The sequence below is a fragment of the Bradyrhizobium zhanjiangense genome (assembly GCF_004114935.1).
Lineage (GTDB): Bacteria > Pseudomonadota > Alphaproteobacteria > Rhizobiales > Xanthobacteraceae > Bradyrhizobium > Bradyrhizobium zhanjiangense.
The window spans coordinates 2394847-2408947 of sequence record NZ_CP022221.1 but is presented as its reverse complement, the minus strand read 5'-3'; the positions used below and the strand labels follow the sequence as shown (position 1 = coordinate 2408947).

General features: G+C 57.0%; 6 protein-coding genes and 1 pseudogene. 1 reads left to right on the top strand and 6 read right to left on the bottom strand.

Annotated features, from left to right (window positions below; translation table 11 throughout):
- Positions 1-176: 176 nt before the first annotated feature.
- Together XH85_RS11380 and XH85_RS11375 are read right to left on the bottom strand one after the other, a co-directional pair.
- Positions 177-365: a hypothetical protein gene (locus tag XH85_RS11380; RefSeq protein WP_128931952.1), complete on the bottom strand. Its 189-nt coding sequence runs from the start codon at positions 363-365 to the stop codon at positions 177-179.
- 474 nt (positions 366-839) lie between these two features.
- Positions 840-1727 (bottom strand): TauD/TfdA dioxygenase family protein, encoded by an 888-nt coding sequence (locus XH85_RS11375; protein WP_128931951.1) that lies wholly within the window; start codon positions 1725-1727, stop codon positions 840-842.
- A gap of 1104 nt (positions 1728-2831) precedes the next feature.
- Between XH85_RS11375 and XH85_RS11365 the strand changes: the two are divergent.
- Positions 2832-3220 (top strand): annotated as a pseudogene (locus XH85_RS11365) (SOS response-associated peptidase family protein); the annotation flags it as partial.
- Positions 3221-3454: 234 nt separating this feature from the next.
- On the opposite strand, the gene XH85_RS46320 reads toward XH85_RS11365, so the two are convergent.
- The 4 genes from XH85_RS46320 to XH85_RS11350 form a co-directional block, all read right to left on the bottom strand.
- Positions 3455-4105: a TonB-dependent receptor gene (locus tag XH85_RS46320; RefSeq protein ID WP_245474008.1), complete on the bottom strand. Its 651-nt coding sequence runs from the start codon at positions 4103-4105 to the stop codon at positions 3455-3457.
- A gap of 91 nt (positions 4106-4196) precedes the next feature.
- On the bottom strand, positions 4197-5093 hold the full coding sequence (locus tag XH85_RS46315) for an outer membrane protein (protein ID WP_245474005.1): 897 nt from the start codon (positions 5091-5093) through the stop codon (positions 4197-4199).
- Between the two features lie 630 nt (positions 5094-5723).
- A complete protein-coding gene (locus XH85_RS11355; protein ID WP_128931950.1) occupies positions 5724-7121 on the bottom strand; it encodes an MATE family efflux transporter in 1398 nt (465 codons plus the stop codon).
- Positions 7118-13588 carry a non-ribosomal peptide synthetase gene (locus tag XH85_RS11350; protein WP_245473999.1) on the bottom strand — a complete coding sequence of 2157 codons (6471 nt, stop codon included), beginning with the start codon at positions 13586-13588 and terminating at the stop codon, positions 7118-7120. The genes XH85_RS11355 and XH85_RS11350 overlap by 4 nt, the downstream gene beginning before the upstream one ends.
- Between the last annotated feature and the right edge of the window lie 513 nt (positions 13589-14101).

Below are 14101 nucleotides of genomic sequence, written 5' to 3'. Positions count from 1 at the left end.
CGGGCGAATCAACGGCGAGTGCTTCCTGACCCCATGTCGAGCAAATCCTCCTCCCCCCGCTGCGCGAGGGCGAGACGGTGATCCCCACAATGTATCGAGCTAGAAGAACGAAGAGGCCGCGTACCTCATCGCAGGCGCCGGCGCGCCCACTCTTCCTGCCGCCCTACGCCCCGCTCTCAATTGAGATGGCATTCGCCAAAGTCAAAGAACTGCTGCGACAAGCCCCAGCCAGAACCGTCGATGCAACCTGGGATCTCATCGGACGCAGCCTGAGCATGTTCACTTCTGAAGAATGTGCCAACTACGTCCGTCATTGCGGATACAATCCCTTTGATCGCGACAGGCTCCAGCGAACCGCGCAGCATGCCTAATATGTGCGACAAGCGCGCCCATGCCTTTCAGTCTGTACAAACAAGCGACCGCCGCCTCCTCAAATCGGGTTGAGCGCCCTCCCAATTGCGAAGGACACCCTTGAACAGCCCTCATCGGAATCAGGACCTGGTGCCTGGCTGACATTCATATGTGATATCAGCGTGCGAGCCCGCTTTAGGTTGAATAGCGCCTCGACCATCGCCAAGCTCGATCCGCGCCAACTTTTCAATGCCCGGCACCGATAGGCAAGAGCCGGCTCGCATTGTACCCTCTCGCACGAGAATGGCACCGCCTGCTCGCGCCTTTTCAGAAAGTCTTATGGACAAGAAAAAGAAACAGATTGCCAACGCTGGTTAGCCGGCCCTGGCGGGATAAGCTCGAAGGCCGGGCTCCGCTCGACATTGCAGGGCCGCAACCTAGTCTTTGGTCCCCAGGCGTCTTATGAAATCTGGGAGGTGTGGACGGTGTCAGGCAGCCTTTGCGGCCCTTGATTTTGGCCCGTTCACGTTCGGTACGCCGACGTCAATCGCAAGCTGGTCCATGACCCAGTGAGGACTGCCGATTTTGTTCACGGGGTGCGGCTCAGTCGCGCGATTGTCCCAGATTGTCACGTCGCCTGATTTCCAGTTCCAGCACAGGGTGTTCTGCGGGGCGGTGAGATAGGACTGCAGCCGTTCAAACAGTCTTTGGCTGGGGTAGCGCTGCAGGCCGACGAAGTTGTTCACTGAACGACCGAGCGATAGCATGCGTTCGCCGGTCTCGGGATGAACACGAACAACCGGATGTGTGGTTTCGTAGATCGTTCCAGTGGATACGCCGCACCAATGCCGCTTGTTGGCTTCGGTGGCCTTCTCTGTCGCAGTGAGATCAGATGCGACGAAGCTCACAGCCCAGAGGTTATCTGCGAGCATCCGCAGGGGATCGGGAAGATCAAGATAAGCGGCCGCCCTGCTCGACCAAGCAATGTCGCCGCCAAAAGGCGGGACCGCTGCGAGCCGCAGCACCGAAATGGCTGTGGGGACCCGCTCATCGTTCATCTGGTTGAGATGACTGCAGGCGCGATCAGACAGCTCCTGCCGGATCGTTAAACCGCCCATTGTGTCCGCGATTGTGGGATTCGGTATCAGCGAGCCGAGCCGAAGCACAAAACGCTGCTGCTGTGCATCGTCGAGATGTCCCTGATCACGGAAGAAGATGACCTTATGCTCTAGCAGAAGCCGGTTGAACGCTACGATGACATCGTCAGGCAAATCGTCCGACAGCGCAATGTTCTTGATTTCGGCCCCAAGCCGGTCCGCGTGCTTGACGATGTCTGCTCGCGAAATGACATTTTCAACAGCAATTGTTCCACTCATGACGGCGCCTCTTTCTGTGAATGTCTAAACAAGCTCAGTGGTGGTCGCGTCTGGCGACAAACCCGGCAAAACAAGCTTGATGCTACACACCCGAACTGTCTGAGCATGCTGCGTGTCGACACGGCTAGTGCCGTTCTCATCGAAAGACACTCGCATATGAGACCACCAGATCGATTTACAGCCTGATCAACAGTGCAGATCATAGGCGCAATCCATGTCCAGTCCATGAAACGAAACCAGCTTTCTTTTTGAGCTCGCGTAACGTTCGCCTCGTCCCAGAACTCATGCTTGGAAAATCCTCGAACAACGACTGTGTCGTACCTCATTCATCCCGCAAGGCTCATGCGCACGATGAAGATTAGAACTGGTTCGCGGCCATGCACTCGCGAAGCGGATAGGACCCACCGTCTCGAAAATAAACTACCTAAAGATGTATACGATGCAACAAACTACTTCAACGGGCTTATAATCATATTTTTGCGACTTGGAGTTGTTCAATGCGCGACTTGTTTCATCAGCTGATCACTTACTGTCATGCCTGGGACTAGCGGGAGAAACGCAAAATACAAAGGCTGCAACTTCCGATGCAGTTTAACAACGGACTTAATCCCTCGATTTTCGAAATTTGCACTCGGCACGAATGCGGGTCGCCCACGTGATGCCGTGTCTTTCGTTCTACCCGGAGACGTAGATTTTCCTTACGGCGTGCATGCCATTTTGGCTTCCTGGCACTTGGGCACACACAATCGAAACAGAGCGCCCAGGGCCAGGAATAACGCTCTGCGTTCTCAGACTGCAAGCCGCAAATTCCGGCTGGCTATCTTGCCTCACTATGAGCGACACGACACTGAAGGGCGGTCGGATTTCAGATCATAAGCCACGGATGTAGCTTCCTCATGATCGCTCTCTCTTATCCTTGGCTTGAGATCGAGTGCTCGCCAAGACCAGGCGCGACGTCGACCTCGCCGCGCTGCGCCACCCGCGCACGACGTTCGTCAAGAACAGGCCAGCCGACTCCGCTTCAGCAAATGCGCCGCCGCCCTTCGGCGACCCTGCTACAGCTTGCGCAGCGATCACGTCACGCTGATCGAGAAACGTGGAGATGTGCCTCATCACCTCAACGAGGCGGCGATCAGCGCCCTGATCCGGGTGATCAACCGCTTCGTCGGCAATCTCGTACCGATGCCCGGAGTCTTTCCGGATTACAAAGCGCCGATCGTCCGGACCGGCGCCGACGGTCGCGAGCTCGCGACCGCGCGCTGGGTATGCCGTCCTCGCAGCATGCGCAAATGGAGGCAACCAAAAAACGCGCTGCGAAGCTGGAAGCCAAGGGTAAGTCGGTCGACTTCAAGGAACTCCTCCGGATGGAGCCGGATGGCGGCACGACGAATATCCGTAGCGTGAAAAGCAAACATTGGGCGCGTTGGCTGGGTCCGGCGCATCGGTGCGTGGTGCCGTTCAACTCGTTCAGCGAGCTGCGCAGTTTTTCTGGGATGCTGTCGCGCGAAATGCCGCTGCGGCTATCGCCTTGGTGCAAGCATACGTAAGTGACTACGAATGCTGTCGTAATCATCTCAAGTTCGAGGAAAGCCTCCATTTGCAATTCGAGAGCCGCGGCAGCGCTCATATATAGCGCTGCCGTCCCTGTGTTTTTCTTGCGGATACCGGACCAGTACAGGCCGGCCCACAAAAACATTTGGCCTGCCCGGGTTTGCTGCCCGATTCAGTCAAAACTTGTAGGAGGTCTGAAAGAACGGGCCCGAACGTTCCATGCTGTACTTCGCAGGGGTGCGTGCGCCGTAATTAAAAGAGACATCGCTGATACTGCCGGTCCATATCGCCCAATACCGGGCCCCAACACCAATGCTCAAGTTTTTGCTGAGAAAGTAAGACAATGTTCCTTCCACCTGAACGCCCGCACCACTTCGCCCGCGCTGATCGTAGAAAGCTGTTGCAGGCCGTAGGAGATGGTTGTCGCGACCAGTAAAGTCGGTCCACGGCAGGTAAGCAACGTCGGCGCTCACGCGCCAGCGCTCGAGCAGCATAGCCTCTGCGCTCATGCCGATGCGCGGCGCATTCCGATCTTGACTGCCGACGAGCCGTTTCGAGACAGGTACCGCGCATGGCCCCACCGGCGAGGCGATCTGCGCGCATCCCATGGAATCCGATTTTTGGCCGTAGTAGCCCCATCCGAAAAAGGCGCCTAATTTGTAAGCCTTATCGCGCAGAAAGTCATATCCGGCGTCGGCCGTGTAGTACATGAATTGCCCATTCGCCTGGTCTGATAACGTGTTGCTATAGCCGATGCCGTAGACACTCGTATCCTCGTCGTTCATCTTTCCCTTCTCGAAGCGTCCGATGCCAACATTGCCCTTCATGAATATTCCCCAGGGACTATCAAGACGTGCGAAAAGCTCGCCGGAAATGCCGTCCAGCCCGTGATAGGTGAGCCTCGAACTCGGAATGACGCTATCGCCAGGCATCGGAGGGGGGGATTGTAGTCCCATTGGAATGTCCCCTGGTGAGCCAGACCCGTGAGCCGCCTTCAATCGACCAATCATCGGGATATGCACGATGACCGGCCACCCCTCTGTCGGGGAACAGCGATCCATGGGACCATTCCGACTGAGTCGGGCCGCTTCCGAAATGATAATTCAAGCCGATCTTTCCAACTTGATAACTGCTCGATAAATCGCTTGCGCTGGCGGGGATGACGGCGAGCGGCGGGGACTGCATGGGTCGGGGGCGTCGCCAGGTGCGGTCAGCCGTCAAGGCTTGCTCCACACCGAATCGCGACAGTCCATCCGAAACGACAGTAGTTAAATTGCGTAGTGGCTGCGGAAATCCAGGAGACCCGTCGTCGCGAAATTCGTCGTTCTTAGCGATGCTCCCGCGATTGTTCTGCCAGGCTGCGCCGGCCTTGACATAGGTGAGCGTGCGACCCTGGGCACCAAAAGTGTAACCGACCCGAGCGGTGCCTGTGACAAAGACGTTCGGACCTGCCTTGCAGGTGGCGATCACAACATTACCGGAGAAGGCAAGACAGCTATTTGTGCCGTCGGCCACAGCATGGCTTACATCCAACTCGGCGCCAAGAACCCGTCCGTTGCTTTGCCAATTGTAGCCGATCTGACCGCCGGCCAGGAATATTGGGGTGTTGACGATGTCGCCATAGATTGACGGCCCGTAGGGATCAGTGAAGGACGTGCGGCCATAACCACCACCGCCGTGAAAGCCAACATATCCTCCAGTCCAGCTCCATGTCGACGAGACCCTCGCCGCCGGGGTCAGGTCCGCTGAGTGAGCGAGACTGCATGTTGCAAGCGAAACTACTGCCGCGCCGCAAACGAGAACTCCAGTTCGCATATCACCTCACAGATAACATGCGAGCCATCCGCAACGTACCCCGAACGGTCGTTGTTCTGGCGTCGCTCCCACGACGGTCGCAGTGAGCAGAATCCGTGCCCCCTGAACACTGCGTATTCGATTTTTTCCATCGCCACGTCGGATAGCCGACAAGACCGGCCACAGCTGCGACAAGTCGCGCATTTGAGCGCCGAGGTGCACAATCATCGCAGTCTCAAGGCGCGTATACCTGGTGGCTTGCACAGAAGCCCGTCGGGAGTCCGGCGCTGAGATGGGTCCACTCCAATGAGTGTGTGGTGATGTCCGTCGATGCGATCGGCGAGTCAGGTAGTAGCAACGAGGGCGACGCCTGCGGCGCCGAGCTGGACTACTTGGCTAACGCGACCTGGATCGCATTTAAACAAGCACGCCTCCGCCTTGACCGCTCTGAAAATGTCCATCAGCGTCGCTTCCGGCGCGTGCAACACTCGGCTTTGGCTTCATCGCGATCGCAGCGATAAAGACCGATACATACCGACTCGCTCTTGCACATCACACTAATTTTGGAGCCATCCCCTCGCCGGCCATGCAGGCTTAAATGCCGACTCCGATGATCCTCTTATCAGATCAAAGAGCACTTTCGATTCCTGGCTAAATGTACCGGTCCCCTTGTCTGAGCTCAGCGAACTGGCGGAACATGACAAACAGCGCGATCATTCCGGCGCCCAGCTCAGCAATGGCTTGACTGGCCAACACTCCGCTAAAGCCCGATATGGCAGGGAACAACAGTGCAGCCGGAATGAAGAGATAATGCCTCGCGAAACACACAACCACGCTGAGACGCGCTCTGCCAAGCGATTGAAGCATCGCCGTGACGACACTCTCAATACCATACAGTCCAAAAAACAGATGGAAGACAGTGCAGGCAGAAACGGCAATTTCCCTGACGTTATCGCTATCACTGAACAGCCTGACCAAAGGTCGGGCAAAAATCACAACGCCGGCGGAATATGTCACCGAAAGAGCGACAGTCATAGAGAGCAAGACTTTTGCAGCCCTCAGTACACGAGAAAAATCGCGTGCGCCCCAGCCAAAACCCAGGATAGCTTGAGAACCCATACAGAAACCGCTGATAAGCAGTGCGCCAATTGTTAAGATTCGCACGGCTATTCCCACGGCCGCGATGGACTCTTCGCCGAAGGGCGCAGCTGCTCCGTACAAGAGCATAACGGCAATAGCAGATAAGATGCTGGTCATGGTCGCTGGCGCCCCCACGAGCGCGATCTGTCTGATGCGATCTGCTCGCAACGAGATGTGAGACATCCTGACGAGAACCATTCCGCGTCGCTTGGTAAAATACGCGATATAGAGGCTAATGGCCGCAGTTTGAGACACAAGCGTTGCGAGAGCGGCGCCTCGCACACCGAGGTTCAGCACGGATATGAGCACCGGATCAAGGCCAGCGTTCAGTATGAAGGCGGTCATCATCGTCCACATGCTGAATCGTGTGTTGCCTTCGGCTCGGACGATGAAGCCGTTGACGATATTCAGAAGCATCAGGGTGCATCCGAACAAAAGTGTCGTCGCGTAGTCGAGCGCCAGGGGCATGATGGTTGGAGTTGCCCCGAGCGCTAGGAAGATCTCTCGCATGTTTAGAAACAGAGCGACTGCGACCGTGATGCCGACTGGCGCGGCGAGCGCGAGAGCGGTACTGGCGCCTCGACTCGCCTCCAGGTACTCACCAGCACCAAGATGACGAGATATGAACGACGCTGCTCCAACACCTATCCCCTGTCCGGCCGCCGCGAGCATGACCACGATCGGCAAGGTCATGCTGACAGCTGCGATTGCCTGCGCGCCGAGTGTGCCAACAAAGATCGCGTTGACAACCTGCTGCAACGCATTGATCGACAGGCCAACAACCGACGGAATGGCGAGCCGCAGGATAAGTCTGAACAGACTGGGGTCTGATAGATCGATGCGCGGGTTCTTGTTCGGCATCACATCGTGATCGGCCTCGGCGGCGAATTCCGCATCGGGCTCATTCATGGATGAATGTGTCCCGAGATCTTCCGAATTTCATTGATCGTCTGCAACAGCTCCTGTTGCAAGACCGTGCAAAGATGGCGGGTCACCTCATAATCGACCATGCTCGGATCATACGTGATGTCAATCTGTAGATCGCCCGATTGATATCCGACATCGAACCAGAAGACGTGGATCGCCGCCGCTTGATGCATGTGTTCGCCGATCCAGAGTGGATAAGGGTCTGTGTCTAGAAAACGGCGTGGGAAATGGCGCTGCAAACGGGCGCGATAATTCACCCCAATTCTGGGGAGTGGCAGGCGATCAAGCCGACACCGCACGGCTGGATCCCGGTTTAGGAATTTCAGGGCCCGAAAGCCTATTCCCCCGCGCGGCAGCGCATTGCGCTGCCGGTATATCAAACGAGCACGGTCGGAACGCGACTCCGTTCCTGTGACATTCAATGAAAGCGGAACGAGCTCGCTGAGAAGACCAATGATCTGAGATGAATCGAAATCGTCAAACAGCCGGCCTCGTGTCGAGGTCAGGCTATCAATCCAGAGCGAATAGTTTCCGAACAGGGCGCCAAACGCACCGGACAGGGCAGCAAGAAACACATCAAAGTCCTGACAATGCGCTGATCTGGCTCCAATACTGAGGAGACCCGCTGTCGCTTCCCCGTCGATCTCAAGATGGTACTTGGCCTGATTTACACAAAGCGAACTGCCGTTCGCAACGTCCCGACGACCTCCGACACTTGCATCGTGAAACTCTCTCGCGCTTCCTTCGGCAACACTCGTGCCGCGCGATGACGCGTCGCTGACACGCAAGTTGAATTGGTCGTAGTCGATGTCCTCCCAGTGCTTGAGTTCGTCTGGTGCTTCGCTGTTCGCGTAGTGCTCGAGGCGCTTCAACCAGGGAGAGAGCCTTTGTACGGTCTCGGGACCATTCACATCGTGGCCTGCGGCAAGAGCGTGGTATGCGCCCTCCAATGCTTCCAGAAATAGCCGATAGCCCATCCCATCCGCTACGAAATGATGCATCAACACCAGCAAATAGTAATCGCCGCTTTCCGAAGTACGGAAGGCCGCGACGTGAATAAGAGGCGTGTGGCCGTCAAACCGAAACATGTGTTGACGTCTTGCCGAGACGCTCTCGATTGTCCTGCGCTGGTCTGGGCCGGTCATCCGGACGAGATCGATCTCCTCCACGATGCGCTCGGCCGGACAAGGCCCAATCCCCAGCCGTAGTCCATCTTGGGTTCTGGCAACGCGGAGCCTGAGGCCTTCGTGCCTCTCGATGACATGGGCGAGAGCGCGGTCCAGGATCTTGATGTTCAGGATGCCGCCGCGCAAGAAGAACAGATCGCCGATGTTAAAATGCTCGTCAAAGCCGACAAGAGAATTCCAAAACGATATTACGGGGGGCACAGGCAGTAAGCCATCCGCGGAAGCCACGTTGTGGGGTGCCGCCTCCGCTTCCCCGGCCGCCAACTCCCTGATGGTCGGTGTTCGATAAAGCTGGTTGACGCTGAGATTCAGCCCGGCTTTGCGCGCCAGCGTGACGCAACGTACGCTCAGAAGAGAATCGCCGCCGATATCAAAGAAACTGCTGTCGATTCCTACCCCCTTGGCGCCTAATAGATCCTCCCAGATCCGAGCAAGAACTCGCTCGTTCCTGGTGCGGGGCTCAGCAGATGGATTAGTTTCTATCTCGCGGTAAGGAACGGAGGATAGGCGAGCACGGTCTATCTTTCCGCTTGTCGTCAGGGGGACACTGTCAACCAACCTGAAGGCTGTGGGAACCATGGGAGATGGCAATCTGTTCCGCAGGTGGGCGAGAATCTCTCCAGAGCTTAGATTCTTGCGAGCGGGCACCACGCTCGCCGTCAAGCGGCGATCGTCATCGATGCCTTCTGCGAAGACCGCGGCCTTTGCGATCGCCGGATGAGACTCAAGGGCAACTTCGACCTCCTCCGGCTCGATGCGAAAGCCCCTCACCTTGATCTGGTTGTCCGATCGGCCGCAAATCTGGAGAAGGCCGCTGGTCGAGATGCGTGCGATGTCCCCACTTCGATAAAGCACGTTATATTGTCCGCTATCATACGGATTCGGCACGAAACAGCGGTCAGTCCGATCTTGATCCCGCCAGTACCCAGCGCTGAGACAGCGGCCCGCGATGCACAGTTCGCCGGGGGCTCCAACAGGCACTCTCTTCAATCGTGGATCGAGCACGTAGAGTTTGACGTTGTCGATTGGCCGCCCCACCGGCACAAGCGCCGAGTTGTCATCAGCATCCGACGTTTCGTGCACGGCTGCATTGGACGCACATTCCGTCGCACCATAGAAGTTCCACAACGGCACGCCCGGAAAAGACCCGCGCCAGCGAGCGGGCAGCGAGGAAGGCATCGGTTCGGCGCTGCTTGTGACCAATCTCAAGGCGGTCCTTTGCGGTTGCCGTTCCTGGGACCCAATGAGACCGGACAGGACTGGCGGAGAGGCAAAAAAGCGTGTCACACGACGTTTTGCCAAACTGCACAACAACAGATCCGGATCTAGCACCTGCCCTTGGGTGAGGATCAGCGTGGGCACACCTCTCAGAAGCCCACCAAAATACTCCCAAGCGGACGCAACAAGGGAAGCGGACTTCTGGACAACCATCACGTCGGTACTATCGAAAGGAAAGCGTCGCCACATCCAGTTCAGCCGATTGAGAATGGCCGATTCCGGAATAAGAACCCCCTTCGCCCGCCCTGTTGAGGACGACGTGTATATAAGGTTCGCAATTTGGTGATCTGAGGGTGAGTCGCTGGATTCGAAATTATCCGTCAGCGCCCTGCACCTGTCTAACGTCAATAGACAAATCGAAGGTATGTCAAAGCCAGTCACCGTGGTATTTGCGTGAACCAACACCTTTGCCTGACTATCTCGCAGGATGTGTTGGATCCGATCAGGCGGATAATCCGGCGGTATCGGCACGACAATAGAGTGCAAAGCTCGCGCCGCCAGCATAACAGCGGCAACGTCAGGCGACCGGTCGACCAGCATGGCGACCATATCGCCAGCGCCCAGGTCCAAATCCCGCAGGAAGGACCTGATAGCTGCTACGCGCTCACGCAGCTGGCCGAATGTGACTTCCCCGAACTCGCCAAAATATGCTACCTTGCTGTGATTGCAGACACTGATCTGCTCGAAGGCTTCAACAAGCGGACATTCTGACTCATATGGCTGCCTGGCCCCCTCCAGCGAGTTCAGTAGAGTGACGTCTGACGCGCTGAGGCAGCTCAGCTCCTCAATGGGCGCAAGCGGTTTGTCAACGCAGGCCTCAATCAGACAGCGCAGATTGTTGGCCATGCGAACAACTAGATCACTCGAAAATATGTCTTCCGCATACGCCAGCTGGAGCGCAATTTCATCGCCGTGATCTTGTGCGTACAATGTTAGGTCGAATTTGACATAGCCTGTGTCGTACTCGCGGAATGTCAGAGCCAACTCGTCCCGACCAACGGGTTCGGCGGCCTCGGAGTACATGTTGAACATGACCTGGAAGATCGGAGATCGACCCGGTTCGCGACATAACCTTGTATCCCTGACCATCCATCCGAATGGATAGGCCGAATTTGCGATGGCATCGCTGACCAGGCCCTGGATGCGCGTGGCATGAACAGCAAAGGACTGACCGGCATCGATCGCGGCACGGATCGGCAGCATATTCAGGAAAAAGCCAATGATGTCGGCGCTGCCAGGTTGATCCCGTACAGCGTGTGGCATGCCGACGACAATATCGTCCTGACCGCTATACATTCGTAGCAGCAGCTGGAAGCACGCCAGCAGTGTTGTCGACGTGGTGCAGCCATTCCGGCGCGCGAATTCTCTTACCCGACTGGATAGATTGCTGCCAAGCAGCACTGGATGCGAGCCGCCGCGGTATGAATTTGTTTGCGGGCGCGCTCTTCCAAGCGAAAGCACCGGTGGATCATCACCAATCTGACGACGCCAATAGTGACGTTGGCTCTCCAGCGCCTCTGGCGGAACGTGTTGTGTTTCCCACGCCGCATAGCCCGAGAGTGACGCACGGTTCTCTGGGCAAAACGCCACGGCATCTACGTATCTTTGCTGAAGATCTCTGAGGAGCACAGAAATCGACCAAGCATCGAGGATGATTTCGTGAGCGGTGATCAATATGAGATGATTGTCAGGACCAAGCCGGACCATGCGCGCGCGAAACAAGTGGCCCTGTCCGAGATCGAAATTGTCTTTCAGCTCCGTTCGCCGAAACTGTGCGATGAGCTCCTCAGCCTCGGAGGAGGTGAGATGAGATGCATCGATCAATTCAAGATTGGTGCATGGCGGGGCATCAAAGCATTGAACCGGACCGTCTTCGTCGATAAAGCGCGCCGAAAGTGCCTGGTGGGAATGAATGACCTCGGTCCAGGCGCGATTGAACCGAGCTAAATCGATGTTTCCCTTAATCCGCAGGCCGCCTTGAATGATGTAGTTCCTGGCAGATGGATCGAGCTGAGAGAGAAACCATAGGTGCTCCTGAACTCGCGTCAGAGGCGATCGGCTGGGCCTTCCGTACGTCAGGGCTGTGCAGGGCTTGGAATCGGCTGGAGCCGCGATCGAAGCGGCAAGAGACCGAATCGTCCCATTCAGGACCATCCTGAAATCCGCTTTCACCCCGAGCAGAGTCTGCAACTGTCCCAATATGAGCATTGCCCGCAGCGAGTCTCCGCCGAGGCTTATGAACTGGTCATTCACACCAATCTTCTCAATGCGCAAAATGCCGGACCAGATTTTACGCAGTCGGGCTTCGAGGTCTGTTTGTGGCTCCTCGAATGGCGTTGCCAACGGAGGACGAACACTGCCCGGGTCGGGCAACGCTCCAAAATCGACCTTTCCGTTCCTGGTCAGTGGAATACCGCTGACGTGGATGATTCTTTCTGGGAGCATGTAGCTGGGAAGCGCCTCCGCAAGAAAGTTCTGGAGCTCGCTTTCCGCCAGTTCAGCTGGAGCCGACACATACGCAATCAGTCGCCGCGATTCGGCTTGCGCGTCCGACCCAGCTATATCTCGCGCCGTAAGCTTTACACCTGCACAGACAGAGGCGACTGCGACGGCGCCATGAACCAAGGGATGAGCGGACAAACGAGCTTCGATTTCTCCCAGCTCGATTCTGTGCCCGCGAATTTTGACCTGACGATCCCGTCGACCGAGACATTCCAGAAGCCCGTCGGAACGAACGCGCCCAAGATCACCTGTCCGGTATAGGCGCCGGAACGACGGGTCGTTTGAGAACGGGTTCGGCCCAAAGGCATCCTTGGTGCGGACATCGTCATTGGCGTAACCGGCAGCGACACCAACGCCGCTTACACAGATTTCGCCGACCTCCCCCATGTTGCACAGCCGCAGTCCGTCGGCGACGTAAACCTTAACGTTATGAATCGGTCTGCCGATCGGCACATAAGGCTCAGCCAGCGCAGGGGGCATGGAAACCAGATGATGCGTAACGCCGTCCGCGCACTCGGTCGGCCCGTAGTGATTGAGAATGGGGACGCGGGGATATAAGCCAAGCCACGCACGTGCCAATCCGGGTGTTAGCGGTTCTCCGACCGTAGAAATAATCCGCAAACCATCCAGAGCTCGCTCCGCCGAAGTAAGCGACTGCAGATACTCAACAAACACTGCCAGCATCGACGGAACGAATTGGATAACCGCAGCGCCGCTTCCTTGAATTGCTTGGAGGAGGGACAATGGCGATCTCAATGTTGCATCATCAATGATCGCGCTAGAGGCTCCGACGCAAAGCCCAGCCAGAAGCTGCCACAGCGAGATATCAAAGCAATGCGACGCGGTTTGCGCGACGCAATCCGTCCGAGTGAGACTTAGAGCGTCGATCTTGGCCGCCAAATGATTGTTTAGGGCGCCGCGCTCAATCATTGCGCCCTTAGGCTGGCCCGTCGAACCAGACGTAAACAGAATGTAGGCGAGTCCATCCTCGCTCGGCGATGGCACCACAGACGAACTCTGGCCCTGGCGCAGCGCCGCCGCTATCGCTACGAATTGCGTGGCGCCTTTGCTGCTCGCCTGCAATAGGCTCAGCGAAGTCGGCTGGTCTCGGCCAATCACCAGAGCGCAGCGGCTCTGCTCGATCATGAATGATGTACGGGAAGCCGGTAACGATGGATCGAGCGGTAGGTACGTTGATCCAGCTTTCAATATTGCGACGACCGCCGTCGCCCAGTCGAGGTCCCGCTCCCCCCAATAGCCGACAACCGCCCCTTGAGCGCCCTGCTCTCGTAAGTTCCTTGCAAGGGCATCCGATCTTAATCGTAGCGCCTCATATGTGAGTTCGTCTGCGCCGTACCTCAGCGCAACCCTCTCCGGATCCGATCCTGCAAGTCGATCGATCGCCGTGATCACGTTGACCGGTTGACGTTCCACGGACTCATTTTCGCCTGATTGATTTTCCGTAGACACGCGCCCCGCCATTCGTCGCTTCTGCGGCGTTCAAATCAGAGCGCCAACGCTCCTGATCGAGGTGTGCATTACGTAGCCACCCTGATTCCGCAAGTCATACGGTTCATCCGTATCTTGGCTTCTCGTTCTTTGATTCACTTCTGTTTCCTCGATGATCGGCAGAGGAACAGGAGGACGCTAGGACCCCGCGTCCACTTTGGCACCTACCTACTCTTGTAGTGACCTGCCATCGTCTGCATGGCACCCGCAATCAACGCGCCGACAGGCTCGTTACGGCTTGTGATTAGCGTAACTGTCCGATTTCCCGGCACTTGAGCCGGCACCACCAACCCATCGAGAGCGTGTTGGCCACCCCGGCGATACAGCTGGAACGGACGAAAGGCTTCTTACCGTAACCACCGCCAGACCGATGGTGGGCCAGTGATCGCCGCAACAAGGACCCGGCGGCGCCTCAACATTACAACGAGTTATCGAAGCTCGCAGCAGCACTCCCAAGCACGGCCTTGACGTCATCCAAGTGTGGGC